Origin of the sequence: Dyella sp., from assembly GCF_035508675.1 — a bacterium.
Lineage (GTDB): Bacteria > Pseudomonadota > Gammaproteobacteria > Xanthomonadales > Rhodanobacteraceae > Dyella_B.
Window position 1 is genome coordinate 1 of sequence record NZ_DATJMN010000223.1, and the last position, 23154, is coordinate 23154.

Annotated in this window: 21 protein-coding genes and 1 pseudogene; 3 read left to right on the forward strand and 19 right to left on the reverse strand. The window is 63.5% G+C overall.

The features are described 5' to 3' along the window. The 15 genes from VMA74_RS11905 to VMA74_RS11975 form a co-directional block, all read right to left on the reverse strand. Positions 1–397: hypothetical protein (locus VMA74_RS11905; RefSeq protein WP_325367210.1), on the reverse strand; the 397-nt coding region annotated here is incomplete at its 3' end. Continuing rightward, positions 394–1200, reverse strand: coding sequence for a hypothetical protein (locus tag VMA74_RS11910; RefSeq protein ID WP_325367212.1), 807 nt, complete (start codon positions 1198–1200; stop codon positions 394–396). The genes VMA74_RS11905 and VMA74_RS11910, both read right to left, overlap by 4 nt. Further along, positions 1197–5207, reverse strand: a complete 4011-nt coding sequence (locus VMA74_RS11915) for a hypothetical protein (RefSeq protein WP_325367214.1) — start codon at positions 5205–5207, stop codon at positions 1197–1199. The genes VMA74_RS11910 and VMA74_RS11915 overlap by 4 nt, the downstream gene beginning before the upstream one ends. 12 nt (positions 5208–5219) lie before the next feature. Continuing rightward, positions 5220–5630 (reverse strand): GPW/gp25 family protein, encoded by a 411-nt coding sequence (locus VMA74_RS11920; RefSeq protein ID WP_325367216.1) that lies wholly within the window; start codon positions 5628–5630, stop codon positions 5220–5222. Between the two features lie 2 nt (positions 5631–5632). Next, positions 5633–5932: a PAAR domain-containing protein gene (locus VMA74_RS11925; RefSeq protein ID WP_325367218.1), complete on the reverse strand. Its 300-nt coding sequence runs from the start codon at positions 5930–5932 to the stop codon at positions 5633–5635. Between the two features lie 28 nt (positions 5933–5960). Continuing rightward, complete coding sequence (gene vgrG, locus VMA74_RS11930) at positions 5961–7748, reverse strand: type VI secretion system tip protein VgrG (protein ID WP_325367220.1); 1788 nt, start codon at positions 7746–7748, stop codon at positions 5961–5963. A gap of 3 nt (positions 7749–7751) precedes the next feature. Continuing rightward, on the reverse strand, positions 7752–8444 hold the full coding sequence (locus tag VMA74_RS11935; RefSeq protein WP_325367222.1) for a hypothetical protein: 693 nt from the start codon (positions 8442–8444) through the stop codon (positions 7752–7754). Beyond that, positions 8445–8657 (reverse strand): DUF5908 family protein, encoded by a 213-nt coding sequence (locus VMA74_RS11940; RefSeq protein WP_325367224.1) that lies wholly within the window; start codon positions 8655–8657, stop codon positions 8445–8447. A 14-nt stretch (positions 8658–8671) separates the two neighbouring features. Next, on the reverse strand, positions 8672–9157 hold the full coding sequence (locus VMA74_RS11945; protein WP_325367226.1) for a phage tail protein: 486 nt from the start codon (positions 9155–9157) through the stop codon (positions 8672–8674). A gap of 7 nt (positions 9158–9164) precedes the next feature. Continuing rightward, the gene (locus tag VMA74_RS11950) at positions 9165–9623 is read right to left on the reverse strand and encodes a phage tail protein (RefSeq protein ID WP_325367228.1); all 459 of its coding nucleotides are present in this window, start codon (positions 9621–9623) and stop codon (positions 9165–9167) included. Positions 9624–9688: 65 nt separating this feature from the next. Beyond that, positions 9689–11260: a phage tail sheath family protein gene (locus VMA74_RS11955; protein ID WP_325367230.1), complete on the reverse strand. Its 1572-nt coding sequence runs from the start codon at positions 11258–11260 to the stop codon at positions 9689–9691. 23 nt (positions 11261–11283) lie between these two features. After that, a complete protein-coding gene (locus VMA74_RS11960) occupies positions 11284–12063 on the reverse strand; it encodes a hypothetical protein (RefSeq protein WP_325367232.1) in 780 nt (259 codons plus the stop codon). 40 nt (positions 12064–12103) lie between these two features. Further along, positions 12104–12679 (reverse strand): DUF4255 domain-containing protein, encoded by a 576-nt coding sequence (locus tag VMA74_RS11965; RefSeq protein ID WP_325367234.1) that lies wholly within the window; start codon positions 12677–12679, stop codon positions 12104–12106. A gap of 397 nt (positions 12680–13076) precedes the next feature. Further along, positions 13077–13727, reverse strand: a complete 651-nt coding sequence (locus tag VMA74_RS11970) for a response regulator transcription factor (protein ID WP_325367236.1) — start codon at positions 13725–13727, stop codon at positions 13077–13079. Next, entirely contained in the window at positions 13724–14407 is a 684-nt protein-coding gene (locus tag VMA74_RS11975) for a sensor histidine kinase (protein WP_325367238.1), read from the reverse strand. Before VMA74_RS11975 ends, VMA74_RS11970 begins: the two co-directional genes overlap by 4 nt. A 726-nt stretch (positions 14408–15133) precedes the next feature. On the opposite strand from VMA74_RS11975, the gene hemN reads away from it, so the two are divergent. Beyond that, positions 15134–16534 carry an oxygen-independent coproporphyrinogen III oxidase gene (gene hemN, locus VMA74_RS11980; RefSeq protein ID WP_325367240.1) on the forward strand — a complete coding sequence of 467 codons (1401 nt, stop codon included), beginning with the start codon at positions 15134–15136 and terminating at the stop codon, positions 16532–16534. A gap of 101 nt (positions 16535–16635) precedes the next feature. On the opposite strand, the gene VMA74_RS11985 is transcribed toward hemN, so the two are convergent. The 4 genes from VMA74_RS11985 to VMA74_RS12000 all read right to left on the reverse strand — a co-directional run bounded on the left by VMA74_RS11985 (position 16636) and on the right by VMA74_RS12000 (position 21467). Next, entirely contained in the window at positions 16636–17058 is a 423-nt protein-coding gene (locus VMA74_RS11985) for a globin (protein WP_325367242.1), read from the reverse strand. Between the two features lie 221 nt (positions 17059–17279). Beyond that, entirely contained in the window at positions 17280–18755 is a 1476-nt protein-coding gene (locus VMA74_RS11990) for an efflux transporter outer membrane subunit (RefSeq protein WP_325367244.1), read from the reverse strand. An 11-nt stretch (positions 18756–18766) separates the two neighbouring features. Beyond that, entirely contained in the window at positions 18767–20347 is a 1581-nt protein-coding gene (locus tag VMA74_RS11995) for an MDR family MFS transporter (protein ID WP_325367246.1), read from the reverse strand. Next, entirely contained in the window at positions 20340–21467 is a 1128-nt protein-coding gene (locus VMA74_RS12000; protein ID WP_325367248.1) for an HlyD family secretion protein, read from the reverse strand. Before VMA74_RS12000 ends, VMA74_RS11995 begins: the two co-directional genes overlap by 8 nt. A 94-nt stretch (positions 21468–21561) precedes the next feature. Here VMA74_RS12000 and VMA74_RS12005 point away from each other — a divergent pair, with 94 nt between their 5' ends. Both VMA74_RS12005 and VMA74_RS12010 read left to right on the forward strand, forming a co-directional pair. Next, positions 21562–22260 carry a CerR family C-terminal domain-containing protein gene (locus tag VMA74_RS12005; RefSeq protein WP_325367250.1) on the forward strand — a complete coding sequence of 233 codons (699 nt, stop codon included), beginning with the start codon at positions 21562–21564 and terminating at the stop codon, positions 22258–22260. Positions 22261–22436: 176 nt separating this feature from the next. Further along, positions 22437–23154, forward strand: a pseudogene (locus tag VMA74_RS12010) (AraC family transcriptional regulator); the annotation flags it as partial.

Here is a 23154-nt window from a genome sequence, read left to right on the forward strand (position 1 = left end):
GGTCGAGCAGCCAGCGCATATAGTCCATGCTGGTGCACGGACGGCACGGCAGGATGTCCTGCGGCGCCTGCAGTCCCAGGCGGCGGTAATGAATGCGCCCACCTGGCGCCGCGAGCAGATCGGCCAGCGGCTGCTGTACGCCGAACAGATTCTCGGTCAAGGCGTAGCACAGCGCATCCAGCAAGGTGACGCCAGGATCGTGGTAGTTGAAGTCGGTCCATTGCTCGCCGCTGAGCGCTTGCAGAAGCGCGATAGCTCGATCGCGCAAGGCATCATAGGCAAACGGGTCGTCACCGTGGCGCCGCGCGATCACTGCGGGCAACGGCGGCTCGATCGGCGTGGACGGGCTCAGCGGCGCCGCCGCGGTACCGAGGCCCGGATCGATGCGCGCGTTCACCGCTGGCCCTCGTCCATGTGCGGGTCGAACCACAATTGCGTCACGTGCGCCTTGATCGCAATGCCGCTGCCGTAATGGCAGCCAGTGCGAATCTGCAGCCGATACGCCGCATTACGTCCGCTGCTGCCGCGCCAGCGCAATTGCAGGCGATCGCAGCGGCGTGCATAGAACGCGTCGGTGCCGCGAATGCCGCGCTTGCGGTTGAGAAAATCGAGAATGCCCAGCGTGGGGTTGTACGTATTGAGCGCCACGGCGTGCATCAGGGCGAAACGACCCTTGCCCTGGTGGCCGGCGCCGGCGGTCACTTCGAACGCCTGGCAACCTTCCAGATCGTCGGTGAGATCCTGCCACTCGCCATTGGCCAGCAGCGGCGTGGCTGTGCTGCGCGCATAACTGCCGCGGCGCCCCTTGCTGCGCAACACGCCATCGATATCGAGCGTGGCCTCGGGACGGGTCGTGCGGATACCGATGCGCCCCGCCGGATCAAGGCACCACAAGGGCGTGGCCGTATCCGCTTGCGAATCCTGCTCGCCATCGTGGTGGCCGCGTATCAGCAGCTGCCCTTGCGCGCCGCCGAAAAGGATCGACCACAGCGGCGAGTCCGGATCTTCATCGCGAAAAAAACTCAACAACGCTTCGTAGCCGGCCGCGGCAGAAACCTCGAAGCCGCGTTCCACCGATTTGCGAAAACCCTCGTCGCTCATGTTGAGCATCGAGTCGATCAGATCGGCAAAATGCTCTTGCGTCGGCAACGCGCCATCGCTGAAATAGCTGCGGAGCGATTCACGGTTGCGGATGGTCATGGCGTTCCCTGCCCGGTGGCGCCGCCGATGATGAAGGTGCCGCCGATTTCCAGCTTGCCCACGCCGGTGGCCTGCACGCTGCGTGATGACGCACCGATCAATTCGATCAGATGGCGTGGCGTCGGCAATACCAGGCTCCATGGCTGCACCGGACGCACCTGCCGCACCGGCGCGCCGCCATGCGCACGCGCCGTATCCAGCAGCTGGTAGGTGTTGCCGTCGGTGCGCACGATATGCAGCAGCGACATCGGGCCGACCACGTCGACGTCGTCGAGCTGACGCAGCAGCGCCTCGATCGCCTCGGCGCGTACGTCCCAGTTGAAATCGGCACGGCAGCCGTCGGCATGCCATGGCGAGAGGAATTCGACGATCGCCTGGTTGATGCGGATCAGCGCCGCACCCGGATGCACGCCACGTACAAGCCGCAAGGCGCAGCGCACCTGGATGCACTCGTAGACCGCATTGCGCACCACGATCCGCAGACCGGGCACGCTGCGTTCGCGCAGATAGGCGGTCATTTGCTCGAGCACGGCCGTGTCGAAACGCGGCGCCTCGGTGCTGTGCAACAACACACCCTGCCGCGGCGCCGGCACGACCACCACCAGCACGCCGCCAGGCTGGCCGGTGACTGCCGCGGTCGGCGCCTCGCCGTTGGCAAAACACCTCGCCTTGAACACGGCGGGAAACGCATCCAGCAGCAGCCGCTCGTAATCCCACGGGGTGCTCGCGCGATTCTTGTGGCGCAGGCGCTCGGCACTGCGCACGCGTAGCATGTCGGCCGCTTCGGGCTGGCTCAATCCGAACGACGGCCCCACCTGTTGGATCGCACGCAGGCCGCCGATCGGATGCAACGGCGTGCGAATGGTGCCTGGCGGCAGCGCCGTGCAGGGTTCGTCGGCGCGGCGCGGGTGCACGCGGCGCGCCGTGACCGCCTGCGTATACACGCCATACAAACCGGCCAGGCGCTCCAGCACGCCGTTGGCGCTCAAGCGCAGCCAATACAGCTTGCCGGGCAACTGCGAACAATCGCAGGTCATGCCTGCAGGCAGATCGAGCACCACGATGCCGCTGCGCAAGAAGCCCAGCGTGCCGTCCGATAGCGTGCGATCGGTTTCGAGCACGCGCCAGCCTTTTTCGCACCATACCGCCCATGCCAGCTGCGGCAAGGCCGCCTGCCAGCATTCATCCGCACTTTCCGAGCGCAGATGGAAGTACACGCTCAACGCGCCGCATGGGCTTGCGCCGGACAAGCCGATATACAGATTGCCGTCGTAGAAATAGCGCGGCAGCAACGGCACCCCGTCCATGCCGGCACGTGCACGCGGGCGGTCGTGGCCGAACGGGTGCAAGTGAAACATCTGCCCGGACGATGGCGCTTGCGCCTGCTTGAGCGAGATGCGCTGGCTGGCGGTGTAGTCGATCGAGATCTGTTCCACCGTCGGCGTGTACGGCTCCTGCGGCAACGGCACTTGCAGCTTGGCGCGTTTCAGGCGTGCGTTGACGGTGAGCGCTTCCGACAGCAGGCGTGGATACAAGGCGTGGCCAAAGGCAGCCTTCGGCGCGCACAGCTCCAGCCGGAAAAAACCATTGCGCGCTGTCGTGCCGTAGACGAACGGCTCGGCCACGCGCGCTTGCGGGCGGTGATAGAGCGCCAGATCCGCCTCCGGCAGCGACAAGCCGATCGTGTCGTGCACGTGGCGCTCGCCGCGGAACAAGCTGAGGCTCCCACCGGCTCCGCCGCGCCACTGGCCATCGCGCAACACTTCGGCGCGAACCTGGAACGCTGCCGCCGACCACTCGCCGGGATAACCGTGATAGCGCGCGGCGAACCCGCCCTCTTCCGCCGGCAGTTGGCCCCAGCGCACATGGACTCGCAGCGCGCGCAGCGGCTTGGCGGCCATTTCCTCGTTGCCGAACAGGCAATAGGCGCCAAGCCCCGGCAAGGGCCCGAACGGCAGGAACGGCTTGCCGGCATCGAGCCGGCCCAACTGGTTGTACAGCACGATGTCGCGCACGCCGGTGACCTGCGTGGAGAGCACGATGTCATGCAGCACCACCTGCTGCAGCAGGCTGTAGGCGTACAGTCTGGTGCGGTTCTGCAACGTCAATCGCAGCATCGGCTGCGCTGCGCACGCCTCGCCATGCACGGACGGCTTGCACGGCACGATGGGCGGGCGTTCCGGACCCAGGTGCATCAACAGTTCGATGCAACCGCCGAACCCGAAACCGCTGCCGCTGCGCCGTGCCAGGACTTCTCCCGGTACCAGCCAGCCGCCGGCTACGCTGAATTCCGCGCGCCACACGTCCCGGAAAACTCGATCGAAAATCAGCCCGCGATCCGGCAAGCCATGGCCGGCCGCATCGCTGTCGTCGTGCTCGTGCGGGTGGATCAGGATCAGCGGATCGTCGATCTCCACCGCCGCCGGACCGTCATGGCATGGCAAGCCGGCGGCATGTTTGCGCAAGGCATCGACATCCAGCGGGTGCAACGTTTCGCTGCCGGCGATCAGCCAGACCGTGAACAGGCGGCCCAGGCTTTCGCGGAACGAGTCCACCTCATCGGCGGCCAGACAAGCCGCGACGAAGTAGCACAGGCGCACGTCACCCTCCGGGCGCGGCGCGCGCGCCCATGCCGCATCGGCCAGTTGCGCGGCGGTAGCGGGCCGGGCGACTGCGCGTCGGCCAGGGTGATGGCGCAGCTCGCCGAGGTCGAGCCGCTCGAACACCCGGCCCAGCCATGCCGCATCGCGCTGTTGGCCGGTACAACGCAGCAGCATCGCCAAGGCATCGTCGTCGTTGGCCGGGTGCGACAGCCGCAACAGCACGCGTACACGGCGGTCGCCCTCTTTCAGCGCCAGCATCGGCGAGGCCAGCGCAAAGCCCAGCGTCGCATTCTGCGCGTTGGCCGCCGAGGCTTTCGCCTGGCCGCCGAGCAGCGGCCACCAGGGCGGATTTTCGGCATAGGCCGCATCAGGTGGCATCAGCGGGATCGCCTGGGCCATCACGCGTGTGGCAAAGGCGAACTCCTTCTCCGGCGAAATCAACGCGTCGCGTTCGAGCCGCACGCTATACAGTGCGGCCACTTCGCTGTCGGTGACTTCCAGCGCCTGCTCGGCGGCGAAGGCGATCGTTTGTCCGTGGATGTCCTTGCCGCCCAGAAACTGCGCGCCAGACGCCACCTGCACCGGCGCTGCAAAACGCGGATCGCGTTCGAACCGCAAATACACCCGCTCGTGCGCCGGCGCACGCGGCTGCATGCGCAACAGGTCGAGGTAATAGAAGTCGGTGACGCGCTCGGGAAACCGGTTCACCACCACGCGCGTGTCCTGATACAACTGCAAGGCCGCCAGCAGCAAGCCCATCGCCGGTTCGTGCTTGCCGCTGGCCATGCTTGCCGGCAATTGCGCGCGCGCCAGCGGCTGCAAGCGCGCGATCGACACGCTCAAGGCGCCCCACAGCCGGCGCAACAGTTGCATGCGTTGCGCCGGCTCAGCCGCGGTGGCATGCATGGCGGTACTGGCATCGATGCGCCAGGTCGGATGCAGTTGCCTTGCTTGGGCATGCTCCAGGCCGAAACAGCGCACCGCTTCTTGCAAGCCATCGCGCAAGCTGTTGCCGATGGCCGCCGTCATCGTCTGCAGCAGTTGCGCCGCGATGGGCGTCTCGTGCCAGCCAAGCCACTGGCACCAGCCATCGAAACGAAACAGCAATTGACGCACGCGCCACCACAAATGACGCTCACCGGCCCACGGCCATGCCTGTGCAAAGCCTTCCTGCGCGCTGGCCAGCGGGAACGAGGCGATGTCGGCCAGCAATGCGCTTTCGTCGCGCCGCAACGCATCGTCCCAGCAACCGGCGTCGCTGCCATCGCCGGTGGCGAAGCGCAACTGCGCCGCGTAGCCCAGTGTGAGGCCGATACGCTCGGCCAGCGAGAACTCGTCCGGCACGATGTAGCCTGGCCGCAGTGCGGCGGCGAGGCGTTGATCTTGTTGCGTGCCTGCGTTCATGGCGTGGACGGATCAGGCCCGCACCGGGTTGGTGGCCTGGTGCAGATAGAAGGGATAGACCAGGTTGTGGCGCGTGTTGGTAGTGCGGATGGTGTAGTCGATAAGGATCTCCAGCCGTCCCTGCATGGCGTCCACCCGTTGCGCGTCGATCCGGTTCAGGCTGATGCGCGGTTCGTAGAACAGGATCGCCTTGCGGATCATTTCCTTGATTTCGGTGACGGTCTGTTCGCTGGCTTCCTCGAACACCATGCGCCGCAAGGCGCAACCGTAGTGGGGTAGCATCACCCGCTCGCCCGGATGCGTGGACAGCAGAATGCGCAAGCTTTCGGCGATGTCTTCCGCGTCGGCCACCATCAAGGCTTCTTTGGTGCGCGGATCGAACCGCGGCGGAAAGCTCCAACCACGCCCCAGGAAATCGCCCATGCTCAGCCTCCGATCATGACGGTCGGACAACCCAGTACGATGCTGCCGCCGTGCGCCGTGGTATCGCCGATGCGTGCGGCTGGCCGTCCCATGATCATGACGGTGGCCGAGCCTTTTACGATCGAGTCCGGCGGACCGACGCAGGTGGCCATGTCGCCCACGACGGCAGCCGGCAATTTGCCGATGATGACCGTCGGTACGCAGGGGCCGATGATCGGTCCGCCGACATGCGGAATCGGCGGCAGCCCCGGTGTCACCATCGGGCAGGTATGCATATCGGTGAGGCGTGCAGCGGGCGGCATGGGTGTCAGAGCCTGTATAGGGAGGGGTCTAGTTGATCATGACCATCGCGCCCTTCACGGTGGTCTGGCCGGCAGCGGAAAGCTCGGCGGTGGCCGAGCCTTTGCCGGTGAACCCCACTTGGGCTTCGCAAGTGACGTTGAGCCCCGTCGCCTTCAGTTCGGCTTGGGCGTTGATGTTGATCGCTGCATTCGCGGTGATCGTCACACCGCCCTGGGCGGTGAGCTTGATGTCCGACTGGCTGTCCAGGGCGATGCCCGCGCTGGACAGCTTGATGCTGTTGTTGTGCTGGTCCTGCACGGTGATGGATTGATTCTTGTCGTCGAGCACCACCTGGTTCTTGCCCGGCGTGATCACGGTGATGATCTTGTCCTGTTCGTTGAACTCGATCTTGTGCAGGCAGCGCGTGACGATGGCCTTGGTGTTGTTCTGCGCCTCCAGCGTATACGGCGGCTTGCGCGAACTGCTGTAGAGCGAACCCAGCACCACCGGATGACTGGGATCGTCGTTGAGATAACCCAGCAGTACTTCGTCGCCGACTTCCGGCAGAAAGAACGCACCGAAGGCATTGGACGCATAGAACTGCAGCAGCCGCGCCCATACGCCTTCGGTCTGCGCCTGCAGTACGGGCACCTTGACCTGGATGCGCTGCTCGCCCTCCGGGTCTTCGTCGAGCTTGAGCACGACGCCGATCTGCAAACCGCTCACGCCGGGGAGCAAGCCGCCGTTGAGCGGCGCGCTGACGTCGCCGCGTTCCACGTGCCACTCCGGCCGCAGGCCGAATTCCGCCTGGGTCGTCCAGTCGCCGTTGCCAAGCTCGTGTTCGATCGCCGAGACATACACCGCGCCGCTGAAACGTTCGCCGACGCCCTTCACCTCGATCAGGCTGTCGGGTACGGCGGCCGCGTTGCCGCGAAAACGCATGCGCCCGCGGATGCGCGCCAATGCAGCCTTCTGCTGCGCGGCCTTGGCCCAATCGGTGAGCGTCGCCATGGGCTGGGTGGCGCCGGTTTGCAGGATATAGGTGGCCGGACTGGCCACTTGCGCCAGGGTCTTGCCGTCGAGATTGCCTTGCTTGTTGAGGGCGACCGGATCGGCCGAATTGCCCTCCACCACGGCCTGCTGCTTCGGGTCCCATGACACCGCTTGCACGGCGGTGTATTGACTGCGCGCATCGATGTCCGCCTCGAAGGCGATCAGGTCCTCGCCCCAGGTGCAGGTGAGCACGGCAGACCCGGACGTGCTGGGCGCCTGCACGCTCACCGCGCCCGCATCGACGTTGATCAACAAGCCATTGGCGTCGGCGCGCGCCAGCATGAAGTCCCAATCGCTGCAATAGAACTGCACCAGTTCGTCGTATTGGGTGTTGGTGCTGGCGACATCGGCCGACAGGCCGTGATTGCCGATCAAGGTGCTGATGATGTCGCTGTCTTTCTGCTTGAGATAGTTGGCGTTGTTGCGCCCGATGGTCATCTTGGCCGCCTTGTCGCGGCATTCGATCACCAGGCGCGAATGGCTTTCGCCGTCGATCTTCACGCTGTGCCGCACGACGATGCCGGTGAACAGCGCCGTTTCGTCATCGCCGTAGCCCGCGCTGATGGTCAGCGCCGCGCCCGGCGCGAACGTGGGCTCGTCGCTCAGCTCGAACTTGCCGGTGGGCATGTCGCCGTCGGCAAGCACGATCTCAGCCCACGGAATGCGGTTGATCGCGCGGCGCACGGTCAGCGCCACGATCGGCAAGCCGGTATGGGTCTGGCCGTCGGCTTTGATGCTGACACGGACCGCGCCTTCGGTATTGGCATTAGGAGAGTCGGCCATCGCTCAACCCAGGGGCGGAAAATGCAGCAGCAGGCCCGGCTTGAGCGCGCGGAATGCGTGCAGGCCGTTGAAGCGGGCTACGTCGACGTAATAGCGGCTGTCGCCGTAGATGCGATGGCATAGCAAGGGCAGCGTGTCGCCGTCCTTCACCACCACGGCATGGCTCAAGTCCGGCGAAAGCTTGTTGGCCTCCAGCGCGGTCTCCTGCGGATTTTTATAGCGGTCGAAAGACATCGTCGCCTTGGCGCGCAAGGCCACGCCGTTGGGGCGAAACAGGCTGTACTCGATATTGAACGTGGTCAGCCGCCCATAGAACATCAGCCGGCCCCACAGGATCTGCACCACGTTGGGCTCATGCTCTTCGCTGTCGTACTTGTAGACGACATCGCTCAACATCTGCAACTGGTCGTCGACATCCTGCGGCAGCTCGATATTGGCCGGAATCGGCACCGCGCCGGTGCCGTCGAACACGGTGGAAAAATCCAGGGTATCCGGCTGCACTTTCGAGAATTTCTTGCCACTGCCGGTGTCGCCCATCGGCACGCAACCACCGTAGTCGGTCTTGCGCGACAGGCTCAGCTCGGCAGGATTGATCAGCAGCGACATCGACTTGCCGTTCGCATCGGGCGGACCTTTGTCGACGCTGCACGTGGTGATCTTCATCTGCGACTTGCTGGAAGAAAGGCTGTCGGGCATTCAGCGCTCCCGCATCCGTTCAAACTCCTCGGCCAGCATCGCGCGCATGCGCTGGCGTTCCCCGCCACCGCCCGGAGCGCCGCAACCGCCGCCGCAATCCTCGTTCGATTCATCCTGGTCGGCGGTTTTTCTGCCGGCCGTTTTCTTGCCGGCTTTATCGGCACCGTTGTCGATGCTCGACTTGATCACCATTTGGCGAATTTCAATCGTCACGGCTCAGGTTCTCGCTATGTGTCTTTTCTCGTCACCGTCTGGTACGCCAGCTCGATCGTCTCCAGCGCCACCTCGTTCTTGGTGGAATTGAACGTGTCGATTTCCCAGCGCACCGGGTACGCGTTGGTGAACGACCAGCCGCGCAAGGGATTGGACTTTTCATCGAGCAGCTTCACATCCACGGTTGCCAATTCGATTTGCACCGACAGGCCGTCCTCCAGCGTGCGCTTGCACCAGCCCACCAGCGGCGAGCTGTCCGGTGCGACCCCACGCTTGAGCGTGAGGCGCTTCTGCTTCACGCCCGTGGGCAGCTGATGCACGAAGCGGTTTTCGCCGCCTTCGCGCAATTCGTCCACCTCCATGGTCAGCTCGATGCCGGAAACTTCCTGGAATGAACTGTCCGGACCCGACGAACTCGAATTCACGCTCACGGTGAAATAGAACGCGGCGGGCAGTGTCGGTGCGTACGGGTCCTTTTCGTCCTTGTTGTCAGGCGGCATCCGTGGATCAGCCGTTGGCGATGGTCAGGCCTTCGTGTGCGACCTCGATGGTCTCGATCGCCACTTCATTGCCTTGCGCCTTCAGATCGGTGCCGGTGATCTTGGTCGGCCATGCGGCAGCCAGCGTCCACACCATGGTCGGCTTGCCGGACTCGTCCAGCAGGCTGATCGTCACCGGCACGCGCTTGATCGTGTTCATCTTGATCTGGTTGAACCAATCCCAGAACTTGTTATCGCCCTTGAACACGCCTTTCTTCATGGTGATGTTGCCGTACTTCTTCAGCCCCGGCATCTTGATCGGCGCAAAGGCCGCGCTGTCGCCGTGGCGATACTCGATCGGCTGGGCTTCGACATCGAGCCCGGACACTTCCTCGAACGACATTACGGCCGTATCCCACTTCACCTGGAAGTAGAACTTGGGCATCGGCCATACGTTAGTTGATTGCTGCGAACCGTCGTCTGCCATACAGATACTCCGTCAATGCAAGGTGGGGCGATGCGCGGCGGGCGTTATGCAACGCCCGTGGCCGATCACGATTTCTGCATCTGCTGTTGGAAGGTGATCTCGATGAATTCGGCCGGCCGCACCATCGCTACCAGCACGGTGACGCGCAGAATGCCTTCGAGAATGTCGTCCGGGGTCATGGTTTCGCCCAGGCCGCAATGCACGCTGAAGGCGTCGTCCGGCACGGCGCCAGCCAGGCCGCCACGCTTCCAGATGCTGGTGAGGAAATTCTGGATCATGCTCTTGACGGTGACCCAGGTATTGGCCACGTTCGGCTCGAACACCAGCGCCTTGGCCGCCAACCTGCATGACTCTTCCAGCATGATCATGGTGCGGCGCACGTTGACGTAGCGCCAATCCAGGCTGTTGCCATCCAGCGTGCGCGCGCCCCATACCAGCACGCCTTCGCCGATGAAGGAGCGAATGGCGTTGATCGATTTGCCTTGCGTGGTGACGTTGAGATCCTCCTGATCCACGGCGGAAATGTTCACCGCCGGCGAGATCACGCCGGCCAGGCTGACGTTGGCGGGTGCCTTCCACACCCCGCGGGCGTTGTCGACCATGGTGTAGACACCGGCCATCGCGGGACTGGGCGGCATCAGGTTGAGCTTGCCCTTGACCAGTTCCATCACCGTGTTGAACAGCGGACTGATGGTGCTGAGCGTTTTGTTGAGCAGCGCCTTGTTGGCCAGGATCGCATCGGGCGTGGGTGCCGGTTCGACCTTGGTCCAGTCCTTGGTGATGTCGGCGACGGCCTGGATCTGCTCCTTGTCTTTGAGCGAAGCGCCATCCGGCGCGGTCTCCGGCAGGCCCAGGTCGTTGCGCAACAGCAACTGCAGCACATCGGTGGACGCGATATTCTCGTAGCTCAGTTCCTTGTCGCCCACCACGGTGGTATTGACCCACGGATAGTAGGCCGAGGCGAAATTCAGGAAATTGATCCCGAGGCTGTTGCGGAACAGGTCGACCGGATCGCCGCCCGGATCGTTGCGCGGCTTGTCACCGCCCCAGATGTCGAGAATCGCCACGCGATTCCTCATCTTGTCGCCGCAGTGCTGCAACATGTTCTGCTGCAGGGCGATGCAGTCGGGTTGCTTGAGCAGCACCGCCTCCGGTATCACCACCATCGTCGGTTCCTGCTCTTTGAGCAGTTCGTCGATGCCGCGGTTGAATTTGTCCGGGTCGAGGTCCGACGCGTAGTCGCCTACCGAGACGATGTAGCAAGGGCCGCCGCCATTCTGGAAGAAGTGGCGCATGGCGTTGTAGAGCGTGTAGCGGCCACCGTCCTTGCCGGCCGGCTGCTCCAGTACGTATTCGGTGGGCTTGTTGTCCTTGCCCAGCGCCTTGAAATCGGCCAGCACCGACGGATCGGTCTTTTCCACGATGTTGAAGCGCGGATCGGGACCGAAGCCGAAATATTGGTGGTATTCGGCCATCGAGCTGATGCGCCAGGGCTTGAACGAAAGCGGCTTGCTTCGGTTGTCGGCGATCTCGGTATGGCCGATGAATGCGGGCACGGCGGTAGCCACTTCCACCACCGAGTTGGAAAACGCATTCTTCTCGACGATATAAACACCCGGTGTCTTCATTGCACCCATCGCGGGGCTCCTGTCAGTGTGTGTTAGCTATGGACAAAGATTTCCGACACGAGGGTCGGTTCGCCGCGCACCGTTTCACGCCACAGGCGCTGCGGCGTGGCGCCTGGCAATCTCGAAATCAGCACGCGCTCGGAAGCGTCGGTCATGTCGCGCAGTTGAAAGCGCTGCAAGGGCCGCTCGCGCAAGGCAATCGGCGCAGTGGAATGTACGGCCAGCGCGGGTTGTCCGTTCGGCAGCCGCTCCTCGGCGGGCGCGGTGAATGTCACCTCGCCACGCTGGTCGACGACCGACAGCGCACGGCCGCGCCAATCGCCGGTCAACACGTATTTCCAGACCGTACGGCGGCTGTGCATGCACAGGCGATACGTCGTGCCAAGGGCCGACATCCATGCGGAAAAATCGTTGCTTCCCGCGGCATCCAGCGGTAGCGCGACAGTCGCCCATGGAGCCGCGGCACTCGCCGGCACAGGCAGCAACGGTGCGGGCAGCGCGCCGTCGTCCTCCACCTGGGGCGGCGTGCTTACCGCACCGGTGTAGTAGGCACATGCCTCGTCGATCGAATGCACGTCGAAGCGGAGCACGCGAGGCTCCGCGCCGTCCCCGCGCTCGCTCCAGATGCCCTGCAACTGCGATTCCACCAGCATGATCGCCAGGCTCTGCCCGTTCGCATGCAGCAACGCGTCGAAACGGCGCAGAAACGCCAAGGTGTCCGTGTCCGGCAAAAACAGTAAATGGTGCGCGCGGCTGTCAGCGAAATAATCGTGGCGCACATCCAGGGTGGCAAAGAGGCGGTACCGTTGCATGGTCAAGCTTCCTGCCATGCGGGCGTGCGATCCAAGGCGATCATGACGGCATCGCCCCGGTTTCAAGCTGGCGAACGACCGGATCGCGGCTGCGCACGGTGCTGCTGTCGAGCGTGATCATGCGCACGCGGAACAGTGCCGACGGCAGGTAGCGGCCACCATGGATGCTCCAGAGGCTGTGCATCTCCTGGCTGCTGAGGTTTTCCATATTCAGCGCCAGGCGCTCCAGGCGCGAGTCCATGCCAGGCGTGTTCTGATGATCGAACGCCGGGTTGCCTTGAAAATAGGCAATGGCGGCGGCAAGGAATTTCAACGCCTCGGTGTAGTGGCTGCCGCTGAAGTTGGCAGCGCACATCACCAGCAGGTTCAGGTAAACCGGTACTGCGCTCTGGATGACACTGCTCGCCGACGACGAACCTTGCGTGACGCGATGCGCCACGGTGTCACGCTCGACCCCGCTGAGGAACAGCACCAGCTTGCCCGCCGAAAACGCGACCGGAGTGCCGCCAAGTTCCTGCAGGTTGGACACGACCACGACATCCTCCGCCACCTGGAAGTTTCTCCGGAAGTGGCCGTTGAGGTGTGTTGCCAGATGTTCGAGTGCTCGATCGATCACTACCGACCCCTGTCCGTCTCCAAGACGCACCTTCCTGCGCGGTAGCTCCGATGGCGCCAAGCATGTGGCTTGGAAGCGGCGCCCGGTGTCGATACATACAAGGAAGGTTTCGATTAGGTTACGCCTCCCTTCTGCGGCTCCCTATCAGCAAAATGCTGATATTGATCTCCGCCTTGCTGAGTCGGGTGCGCACGAAAACGCGCAGGCTGGCATGCCATCGAGGCTTTCACTGGCATGGCATTCCTCCCTCCACGGCGTAGCGGGTCAGCTCAGGCGTAGGCTCGCGGCGAGCCCTCGGCTGCATGCCAGCGTTGGGGTTCGCGTGCGCTCACCGCCAACCTACGAGGGCCTGCGCCATAGCCTTAAGCGCGGAGGCAAACGAGTTGTGGCGACGCACTCAATCGAGCGAAGCCATCCCTTTCTTCACGGCGTAGCGGGTCAGCTCGGCGACGCTGCGTATCTTGAGCTTGCGAAATACGTGCGCCCGGTGCGTGGCGACGGTCTTGGCACTGATGTGCAGCCGATCGGCGACCTGCTGCGTGGAACAACCTTCGGCAAAAAGCCGTGTGATTTCCCGCTCGCGCCATGTGAGTGGCGGAGGTACCCATGCCGCATCGTTTCCGCCCGCTTCGCGATACGCGTTCATGATGGGCGCTACCAATTCGGCGCTTAGAAAAATCTGCCCATTGAACGTATGGCGAATGGCGCGCGCCAGTTCGTCGTAGCAGTTCTCTTTCAGCACGTAGCCCGCGGCGCCCGCCTCCATCGCCATCAGCACCTGGCTTGGCTGCGCGCTCGCCGAAAGGCACAACACTTTGCACGGCAGCAATTCGCTGCGGACTCGCCGCACCAGCTCGATACCGTTCATCACCGGCATGGCGACATCGGCAATCACCACGTCAGGGGTCACCGTTCTGGCCAACCGCAACAGATCCAGACCATGACCGGCCTGGCCCAAGAACTCGATATCCGGCTCGCGCTGCAGCAACGCCGCCAGCCCCTCACGCAGCATGGCGTGATCGTCACCCAGGACCACGCGCACGTTCATCGCGCCATCATCCTGCCTGGCAGTTGCGCGGCGCGCTTGCCCGGCCAGCTCTGCTCCACGAAATCGCCCGGCCAGCGAATACATACATGCACGCCGGTACCTGGGCCCGTCTGCAAATTGAATGCGGCATCGACACGCGCCAGGCGCTCGGGCATCGCGAACAGCCCCAGTCCACCGTTGGCACTGTGCCGCTGATAAACCGCGACAGGATCGAAGCCTGGACCATCATCGCTCACAGTCAGTTCAAAACCATTGGCCAGTGCGGCCAAGGCAAGTTCCACATGCGCACCAGGCGCATGCTTGCAGGTGTTGAGCAACAGTTCCTGCACCGCCTGCAGCACGACGATGGCCACGGGCGGCGGTGGATCGATGACCGGATCGTCGCAATCGATGCAAAGCGCAAGACCGGTAAAGGAGGAAAGCCAATGCCCAAGATTGATCAGCGAGGTACCGAATGACATCGGCCTCTCCGCTATCGTGGCACTACCCCACTCATCCAGCACCTGCCGGGTAGCGCGCAAGGCTTCGCGCACCTGCGCGCGGATGCTATCGAGCCCATCCGCAGCCACTGCGTTCTGGATATCAGTAGCTTGATCCAGCCCAAGCAACGCCAACGTCATCAACTGTGCCGGGCCATCGTGCAATCGCTGCATCAGCCGCGTGACGATTTGCATGGTCATGCCAGCCGATGGTGGGCGGCGAAGAGGAACCGCCCCTTCACTGTCGGCCGTCGTTTGAATCAGTGACATATCCTTATCCCCCTACGTCACTTATTTGTCCATACCGCATCAACGTCGAATGGGACGCATGGCATCAACGCAAGCTTGCTTGTGACGAAACGCCGCAGCGGCACACCATGGCCTGCTTCACGGAGTCGGCGGGGAAATGCAGCGATGCGCCAGTCGGCAACCTCTTACGCCAGCACCATGACGACTTCCATCCTGCTCACGCAGCCATCAATAGGGCGAGCGAACCACCGAAAACTAGAGACAGTGAGCAGCATCCATCAACCATGGTGTTGCGTAGTAAACGCTTGGCGATCCCCCCGGAGACACCGGCGTCAATGTTCGCATTGATGCTTGTCGCGCGGCAACCGGATTGGTGGCATGTAGCCACTCGATGTGTGCATGCCTGATAGGTCTTCACAAAACCGTCACGCGATTCGACCGCCGGCCGCACATTCATGCGATCCGTCGCGTGCTCCGCACATCATTCTTGACTGGAGCCCTCCCCCCAGATCAAGTCCGGGGCAGGCTCTACTTCGCAGGGGAGGAAACTATTTGTCGCAATGACCCAGATGCCTACTTCGCTTGAGTGCAATTTATAGAAGTGCCCTTAAGTTGAGAGCATTGCCACTTGATCTGGATCAAGGCGATCTGCGGTGCGGCTCCGCCACACTGCATGCTATGAGCCGCACGTTACTTCCTCCCACATTCGACCCGGCACTGATCGCTCGCTACGACAGCAACGGACCTCGCTACACCAGTTACCCCACCGCGCCGCAATTCCGGTGCGATTTCGATGAAAAAGCGCTGCGTTCGATGATTCGCGCGTCGAACGAAGAACCCAGCCCCCGGCCGCTTTCGCTCTATATACATGTTCCGTTCTGCGCCAGTCCCTGTTTCTATTGCGGCTGCAACCGCTTCATTACCCGCGACATCGGCAAAGTCGACCGCTATCTGGAACGGTTGTACCGCGAAGTCGAATTGATCGCGCCGCTGTTCGACCGCGACCGGCTGGTGCAGCAACTGCACTTCGGCGGCGGTACGCCGAATTTCCTGGACTTGCCGCGGATGCGGGACTGGATGGAGTCACTCGCCCGGCACTTCCGTTTCAGCCAGGAACGCAAGCGTGAATTCGGCATCGAACTCGATCCGCGTTTTGCAGATGGCGATTACGTGCGCGGGTTGGCCGAGCTTGGCTTCAATCGCCTGTCGGTCGGCGTGCAAGATTTCAATCCGGATGTGCAGCGTGCCGTCAACCGCACCCAAAGCATCGAACAGACGCGCGATGTGCTGGTATCGGCACGCGCGGCCGGTTTCGTATCGACCAGCATCGACCTGATCTACGGCTTGCCGCGGCAGACCCTGGCCGGCTTCGAGCGAACGCTGGCCGAGGTGATCGCCCTGGCGCCGGACCGGATTGCCGTCTACGGCTACGCGCATCTTCCGCAGTTGTTCAAGGGCCAACGGCAGATCGATGCTGCGGAGCTGCCCGATCCCGCCACACGGCTAGCCCTGTTCGGATGCGCGCTGAGGCTGCTCGGCAGCGCCGGCTACGTTTACATCGGCATGGACCACTTCGCACGCGAGGGCGACGAGCTGGCGCGTGCGCAGCAGGAAGGCACGCTGCAGCGGAACTTCCAGGGCTATTCGACGCACGGCCACTGCGACATCGTCGGCCTGGGCGTAAGCGCCATCAGCCGCATCGGCAACAGCTACAGCCAGAACGCCAAGGACCTGGCCGGCTACTACGCGGCGCTGGATGCGGGGCAATTGCCGATCGCGCGCGGGCTGTTACTCGACGAAGACGACATCATCCGCCGCGAGCTGATCGGCCAGCTTATGTGTCATGGCGAGCTGCACACGACTGAGTTCGGCGGCTACCATCGCCTGGTTTTCGAGGAATATTTCCAATCCGAGCTGCAGCAGCTGAGGGCGCTGGCCGACGACGGGCTGGTCGCCTTGGACTTGCCGATCATTCGCGTCACGCCGCGTGGCCGGCTGCTGCTGCGCACAGTCGCCATGTGCTTCGACGCCTATCTGGGCCGTGACCCGCACACTGCCAGCTACTCGCGTACGCTGTGAACGGCGCCACTGACGCAGATTCGTGCGTGCTCATGCGCGTAGAAACGAAAGCCAGCAGCAGGAGTAATGCCGAGACGTTACAGGACAAGCGCTGACAGGGATTACGCCGTGGCGTGAGTGTCGTAGCGATCGGTAAAGACCTTGATCACCACACTCATGGCGCGGCTCCAGCGGACCAGCAGCTCGGTATCGGCCTCGGGGTCCGCATTGGCAATCGCCTTGATCAGGCTCTTGAGCCAATAGGCATAGAATTCCGGAGCAACCGGCGCACGTCCGCGCATGCTGTGCACATCCGCCATTTTTTCTACCGACCGCTTGGCCAATGCACTGCCCGCCGCATGCAGGATGGCGATACTGATACCACGCCGCAAAGCTACCCTCTGTTTCCCCATATCGGTATGCGCAAACATGGCGGGAATGCGCGGATCGCTTGCCATCAGCTCCTGGTAAAAATGGTCTATGAAATGCTTGTCGCGCAGACAACGCCCATAGCTTTGCTGAAGGTCGTCGTAGGAATCGGTCATTTGCCGATTGTTTCCCAGGCGTCGGCGAAGACTATTGATTTGGATCAAGTCGTGCTTTTTAGAGGCATGGCGATGTTGGGATTCATCCGTGCCTGCGAAGCAGGCTCTTGTAGGTTGGCGGTGAGGCGTAGCCGAACCCCAATGCAGCTATGCGCATGGCAACGTTGGGGTTCGGCTACGCCTCACCACCAACACATTCTTCGCATTGACCCAGCCCTACGCTACTCAGCACTCCAACCAAGCCCCAGGCTCTTTTGCAACGACACGAAATCCTTCAGCAGTTCCGCCCTGCCCTGCACCAGGTTCTGCTGCGCACTGAACTGCACGCGTTGCGTGTCCAGCAGATCGATCAGCGAGGACGCGCCGGCTTCGTAGCGTTGGCGCATCAGGTTGGCGGAGCGATCGGCAGAGGCTTCGATCTGTTGCAGGCGCGCCACGCTCTCGCGCTGATGGCCGTAGCGTGATAGCGCGTTATTCGCATCCTGCAAGGCGGCGAGCACGGTTTGGGTGTAGCGGGCGGCGGCCTCGTCCCTGCCCGCTTCGGCCTGGCGGATGGCGCCACGCGTACGGCCAAAATCCAGCACGTCCCATTGCAGGTAAGGCACGCCCAGCCAGGTAAACGCGCTCTTGTGCAGCAGATGTCCCGGATCGCCGGCGTTGGAGCCGATAAAGCCGAGCATCGTCACCTTGGGGAACAGATCGGCTTTGTGCTGGCCGATCTGCGCGTTGCTTGCGGCCAGGCGGCGTTCGGCGGCGCGGATGTCCGGACGACGCCTCAATACGGCCGCCGGATCGTCGACGGGTACGGATGCCGGCATGGCCGGCAACACGGCCGGCGTCGCGAGTTCGCGATCCAGGGCGCCGGGGGCCTGGCCGGTCAATACGGCCAGCTGGTCGAGCGATTCGGTGATCTGTTCGTCCAGCGGAATCAGCGTCGCCCGGGTGTTTTCCACTTGCGTGGTTTGCCGCTCGACATCCGCGTCGGTCACCACGCCACGCTCGCGCTGCTGGCGGATCAGGTCCAGCGTTTGCTGTTCCAGTTGCGCCGATCGATCGGCCAGTTGCAGGCGTTGTTGCTGGCTGCGCAGATCGATGTACGCCTGTGCGACTTCCGCGGCCAGCGACACCTGCGTATCGGCCAGGTCCGCATCCACGGCCTGGGCTTGTGCGGACGCCGCCTCGATCGCGCGTCGCGTGCCGCCGAACACATCGATTTCCCAGGAGGCATCGAAGCCCGCGCTATAAAACTGCAGCGGACCACGCCCGCTGGATGATGGGCTGCCGGAAGCTTGCTGCGACGTCTGCAGGCTGGACAGATCCGGCTTGCGCGTGCGCACGGCCGCGGCGTCGGCCGATACCTTCGGCATCTCCGCGGCGCGCTGTTGCTGCAGCTGCGCGCGCGATTGGCGCAGGCGCGCCTGCGCAGCGTGCAGATCGGGATTGTTTTTCAGCGCGGCGGCGATCAGCGCATTCAACGTGGGATCGCCCAGCGATTCCCACCAGCGGCTCGGCGCATGCCCCACCTGGGTGACACCGGCCGCCGGCGCGCGCACGAACGCACTCGCCTGTGCCGCGCCATGGGCCACGTCCGGTGCGCCGCGGTAATCCGGTCCCACCGTGCAGCCGGAAAGCCCGGCCATCACGGTCAGCCATGCTGCGCAGGCGATACCTGCATGGCGTGAGGAAGACATCGACATAACAGACATCCTTAGTGAGCTTCGCTGGCCGGCGCGTGATGGCGCGGAGTTTTGAGCAACAAGGCCAATGGAACGCAACACAGCAAAGCGATTCCCAACAGGTAAAACACTTCCGAGAACGTCATCACCATCGCCTGCTGCTGGATCTGTGCGGCAAGCTGGCCAAGTGCACGCATCTGCGAGTACGCCATGTCGCCGGTACGTGCGAACCAGTTGGCTGCATTGGCGGCGATGCGCTCCTGCCCCAGTACCGAGTTGGCGGTGAGCGATTCGCGAATGGCAGCAACATGGAACGTATTGCGCCGATCGATGACGGTGCCGATGATGGCCAGCCCGATCGAGCCGCCCAGGTTGCGCGCCATGTTGTAGATGCCGGCGGCATCGCCGGAATCCTCGCGCGACACCGCGGCCATCGAGGCCTGGTTGAGCGGCATCATCGCCAGCATTTGCCCGGCGCCGCGCACCAGCTGTGACCAGAAGAAATCATGCCCGACGCTTTGCGCTGTCAAATGGATATCCAGCATGCAGCTGCCGAAGAAGCACAGCAGGCCGCTGATCACCAGGATGCGGAAATCCACGCGGCCGAGCAGCCGCGGCAGGATCGGCATCATCAGGAAGGCCGGCACGCCGGAGATCAGCATCACCCAGCCGGATTGCTCGGCGTTGTAACCGGAGATCAGGCCGAGAAATTGCGGAATCAGATAGATCACGCCGTACAGCGCCGCCCCCACCACCAGCACGATGAAAATCACGCTGGCGTAGCGCGGATTGCCCAGCAGGCTCAGCCGCATCACCGGCCGCTTGGCGGTGAACTGCGAAATAGCGATCAACACCATGCCGATCAGCGACAGCACACTGAGCCAGACGATGGTGTTGGACTGGAACCACTGCTCGCGCTGCCCTTCTTCCAGCACCACGGTCAGCGAACTCAGGCCAACGGACAATCCGGCGATGCCCAGCCAATCGGCCTGCCGCAGCGCCTCCAGATGCAGCGGCGCCGAGGGCAAGCCGGCCAACAACAGGATCATCAAGCCGATGCACACCGGCAGGTTGATGAAAAAGCACCAGCTCCAGCTGATGTTTTCCGTCAGCCAGCCACCGAGCACGGGGCCAAGCAAGGGCCCGAGCAAGACGATCAGGCCGAACACCGTCATGCCGATCGGCAATTGCGAGAGCGGCAGGCGCGTGCGGATGATGGTCTGCGCGGTCGGGATCATCGCGCCGCCGGTCAGCCCCTGCCCGATGCGGCCGATGATCATGACCAGCAAGGTGTGCGAGAGACCGCACATCATCGAAAACAGGATGAACAGCACCGCGCAGCCAAGCAGGAAGTTGCGCAGGCCGAACACGCGCGTGAGCCATGCCGCGAGCGGGATGATCACGATTTCCGACATCAGGTAGCCGGTGGAAATCCAGGTGCCCTCGGTGCCGGTGGCGCCGATTTCACCCTGGATCTGCGGCAGGGCCGAATTGGTGATGGAGATATCCAACGTCGCCATCAGCGCGCCGAGCGAGCCGGCCGCCACGGCAATCCAGTCGGCGACGCTCGCGCGTTCCGGATGATGGGCCGGCGTGGCGGCCGTCTCAGCCATGCTGGCTGTCTGCCGATGTGGGTGGCGCGGCGTGGCCGTGCGAACGCGTGTCCACTTCTACCGTGACCGACAGGCCCGGCACGAGCCGCGCGCGTGTCTGTTCGTCCGCATCGATGCGAATGCGCACCGGCACGCGCTGCACGATCTTGGTGAAGTTGCCAGTAGCGTTCTCAGGCGGCAGCAGCGCGAACTGCGAACCGGTGCCTGGTGCAAAGCTGTCGACCACGCCGTGCAGATCCGCATCGGGTAGCGCATCCACGTGCACGGTGGCAGATTGCCCGGCACGCATGCGGCCGATCTGCGTTTCCTTGAAGTTGGCGGTGAGGTAGATGCGCTGCACCGGCACCACCGTCATCAGGCGCGTGCCCGGCTGGGCATACTGCCCCACGCGCACCGTGCGATCGCCGACGCGGCCGTCCAGCGAACTGCGGATGAGCGTGTCCTGCAGATCCAGTTGGGCCTGCTTGGCGGAGGCCTGCGCGGCTTCCAGCTGCGCCTGCGCTTGCGCAATCTGTGCATGCAGGTCGGCCATGCGTGCTTGCGCCTGATCGAGCGCCGCCTTGTCGGCCGCCAGCGTGGCTCGCGCCTGATCCCGATTGCTGATCAGCACCGATAGCTGATCGCCGCTTTCAGCGCCGGTTTTCGCCAGCGGGCCGTAGCGGCGCACCTCGTCTTCCGTGTGCTTGGCGTTGACCTGCGCCACCTGCAACTGTGCGCGCGCCTGCTCGATGGCGGCCTGCTGTTGCGCGATGCCGGCCTGCGCCTGCTGAAGGTCCGCGCGGCGTGCATCGACCGTCGCCGTCGATTGGTCCAGCGCTGCCTGGTACTGGCGGCCATCCAGTCGCACCAGCGGATCGCCCGCCTTCACCGTGGCGTTGTCGCCGACGTAGACGTCGGTGACGTAACCACTGACCTTGGGCGCCACGGTGACGCTGTCAGCCTGCAGGTAGGCGTCGTCGGTGCTCTGGATAAAGCGCCCGACCAACCACCAATAGCCCAGTGCCGCCACGCCAATGGCAACCAGCACGAGGACGACCGGCAGCAGAAACCGCGGTGCTTTGCGACGCGGCGCAGCGCCGTTGGACGCATCACCCGATGCGCCGGTGTTGGAAGGAGGCATGCCATGACCCTGAAATTATTCCATCTGGAAAATTTATTCCGCTTGGCATATTTTTGTCAAATGTTATCTTTGCCGGCAGAGACGGAGAACCCGCATGACTCAAGCCAAGCGTTTGCGTCGCCCACCTGCCGGCGGCTATGCCCGGGGCGATGAAACCCGCCAGCGCATCATCGATGCCGCCATCCAGCTGTTCGGCGAACACGGCTTCAAGGAGGCATCCACGCGCGACATCGCGACGGCGGCCAACGTCAATGCGCCGGCACTGCAGTATTACTTCGAGAACAAGGAAGGCCTTTACAAGGCGTGCGCGGAGTACATCACCAGCGACCTGCAGGCACGCTTCGCCCCGTCGATGCGCCAGGCCGCCGATGCGCTGAAGAACCACGCCGGCGCCGACACGCTGATCGAGGCCTATTTGGGCATCCAACTCGTCACGCTGGACAGCGTGCTGACGCCCACGCACCTGGCGAAAGGCCGCCTGGTGGGGCGCGAACTGGCCGGCGAAGCCCCCAGCATGATTTCGCCGATGCTGCAGCAGAAGATGAAGCGGCCGATCAACAAATTGCTGCTCGAGCTGGTGGCGCGCATCGCGCATACCCGCACCAACGAAGCCATCACACGCATCCGGCTGCTCACGTTGAAAGGCCTGGTGCTGGCGTTCTACTACCCGCCCGGCGCGTGCCTGGAGCTGCTTGGCTGGAAGGAGATCGATGCGGCCAAAAGCGCCCTGATCAAGACGACCGTGCAGGAGCAGACGCGTACGCTGTTGATGAGTTGGCGTGGTGGTGCGTAGGGTGGGACGACATCCACGCTTTCATGGCATGGGGTGCTGGGATTTCATCCCAGCGACTACCCCCTCCCCTGCAGCATTAGGGGAGGGGATGCATTCTCGCGATCGTGAACATACACGCTAAAGTTGGCAGCATTGGCTCAACCTACGGAATGTTGCGCTTGTTCGCTGGCTTTCCCATGACGTTCTGGACCTTCATCTACATAGCCGGCGCGGTGCAGGCGGCGTTGCTGGCCCTGGCGCTTTGGCGGCGTCCCGCCAATCACACCGCCAACCATCTGTTGGCGGTGTGGGTGGCGCTCACCGGCGTGGATCTGGCGGTGAAGGCGCTGTATTGGCATCTGCTGTCGCCGGAATGGTTTCGCGCCTACCGTTTCGTTGCGTTGTTTCCGTTTCTCTACGGCAGCCTGTTCTATCTCTACGTGCGGGCGCTGGTGGAGAATCGAGGGTTCAAACCGCGCGACGTGGTGCATCTGGCCGGTTTTCTCGTCATGCTGGTGCTCAACGCTTATGTCTTCGTCGGCAGCCATGCGCAGTTGCAAGCGCTGTCGGCGCGCTGGATCGCCGGCGAGCGCGCGGTTGGGGCATGGTTCGATGGCCCGCTGTTTCTGTATAGCCTTTCCTATGTGATGGCTGCGCTGGCACTGATACGCCGCTACCGGCGGCGGCTGCGCGAGCAGCGCTCGGATGCCGATCGCTTGTCGCTGCGCTGGATCGACGCGATGGCCGGCTTCCAGATCGTGATCTGGAGCGTGGCCATCGTGCAGGCGGTGACGTATCTGCCGGTGCTCAATTACGGCTTGCTGTTCGGCCTGGTCGCCGCCTGGGTGTGGATGGTGGGCTGGTTCAGCCTGGGGCAGCCGCCGGTGCAGGCGGCGCCGACGATTTCCGCTTCGC

Coding starts and splice junctions, on each gene's coding strand:
- VMA74_RS11910 (WP_325367212.1), bottom strand. CDS start 1,200: ATGACCATCCGCAACCGTGAATCGCTCCGCAGCTATTTCAGCGATGGC.
- VMA74_RS11915 (WP_325367214.1), bottom strand. CDS start 5,207: ATGAACGCAGGCACGCAACAAGATCAACGCCTCGCCGCCGCACTGCGG.
- VMA74_RS11920 (WP_325367216.1), bottom strand. CDS start 5,630: ATGGGCGATTTCCTGGGGCGTGGTTGGAGCTTTCCGCCGCGGTTCGAT.
- VMA74_RS11925 (WP_325367218.1), bottom strand. CDS start 5,932: ATGCCGCCCGCTGCACGCCTCACCGATATGCATACCTGCCCGATGGTG.
- vgrG (WP_325367220.1), bottom strand. CDS start 7,748: ATGGCCGACTCTCCTAATGCCAATACCGAAGGCGCGGTCCGTGTCAGC.
- VMA74_RS11935 (WP_325367222.1), bottom strand. CDS start 8,444: ATGCCCGACAGCCTTTCTTCCAGCAAGTCGCAGATGAAGATCACCACG.
- VMA74_RS11945 (WP_325367226.1), bottom strand. CDS start 9,157: ATGCCGCCTGACAACAAGGACGAAAAGGACCCGTACGCACCGACACTG.
- VMA74_RS11950 (WP_325367228.1), bottom strand. CDS start 9,623: ATGGCAGACGACGGTTCGCAGCAATCAACTAACGTATGGCCGATGCCC.
- VMA74_RS11955 (WP_325367230.1), bottom strand. CDS start 11,260: ATGGGTGCAATGAAGACACCGGGTGTTTATATCGTCGAGAAGAATGCG.
- VMA74_RS11960 (WP_325367232.1), bottom strand. CDS start 12,063: ATGCAACGGTACCGCCTCTTTGCCACCCTGGATGTGCGCCACGATTAT.
- VMA74_RS11970 (WP_325367236.1), bottom strand. CDS start 13,727: ATGAACGTGCGCGTGGTCCTGGGTGACGATCACGCCATGCTGCGTGAG.
- VMA74_RS11975 (WP_325367238.1), bottom strand. CDS start 14,407: ATGACCATGCAAATCGTCACGCGGCTGATGCAGCGATTGCACGATGGC.
- hemN (WP_325367240.1), top strand. CDS start 15,134: ATGAGCCGCACGTTACTTCCTCCCACATTCGACCCGGCACTGATCGCT.
- VMA74_RS11985 (WP_325367242.1), bottom strand. CDS start 17,058: ATGACCGATTCCTACGACGACCTTCAGCAAAGCTATGGGCGTTGTCTG.
- VMA74_RS11990 (WP_325367244.1), bottom strand. CDS start 18,755: ATGTCGATGTCTTCCTCACGCCATGCAGGTATCGCCTGCGCAGCATGG.
- VMA74_RS11995 (WP_325367246.1), bottom strand. CDS start 20,347: ATGGCTGAGACGGCCGCCACGCCGGCCCATCATCCGGAACGCGCGAGC.
- VMA74_RS12000 (WP_325367248.1), bottom strand. CDS start 21,467: ATGCCTCCTTCCAACACCGGCGCATCGGGTGATGCGTCCAACGGCGCT.
- VMA74_RS12005 (WP_325367250.1), top strand. CDS start 21,562: ATGACTCAAGCCAAGCGTTTGCGTCGCCCACCTGCCGGCGGCTATGCC.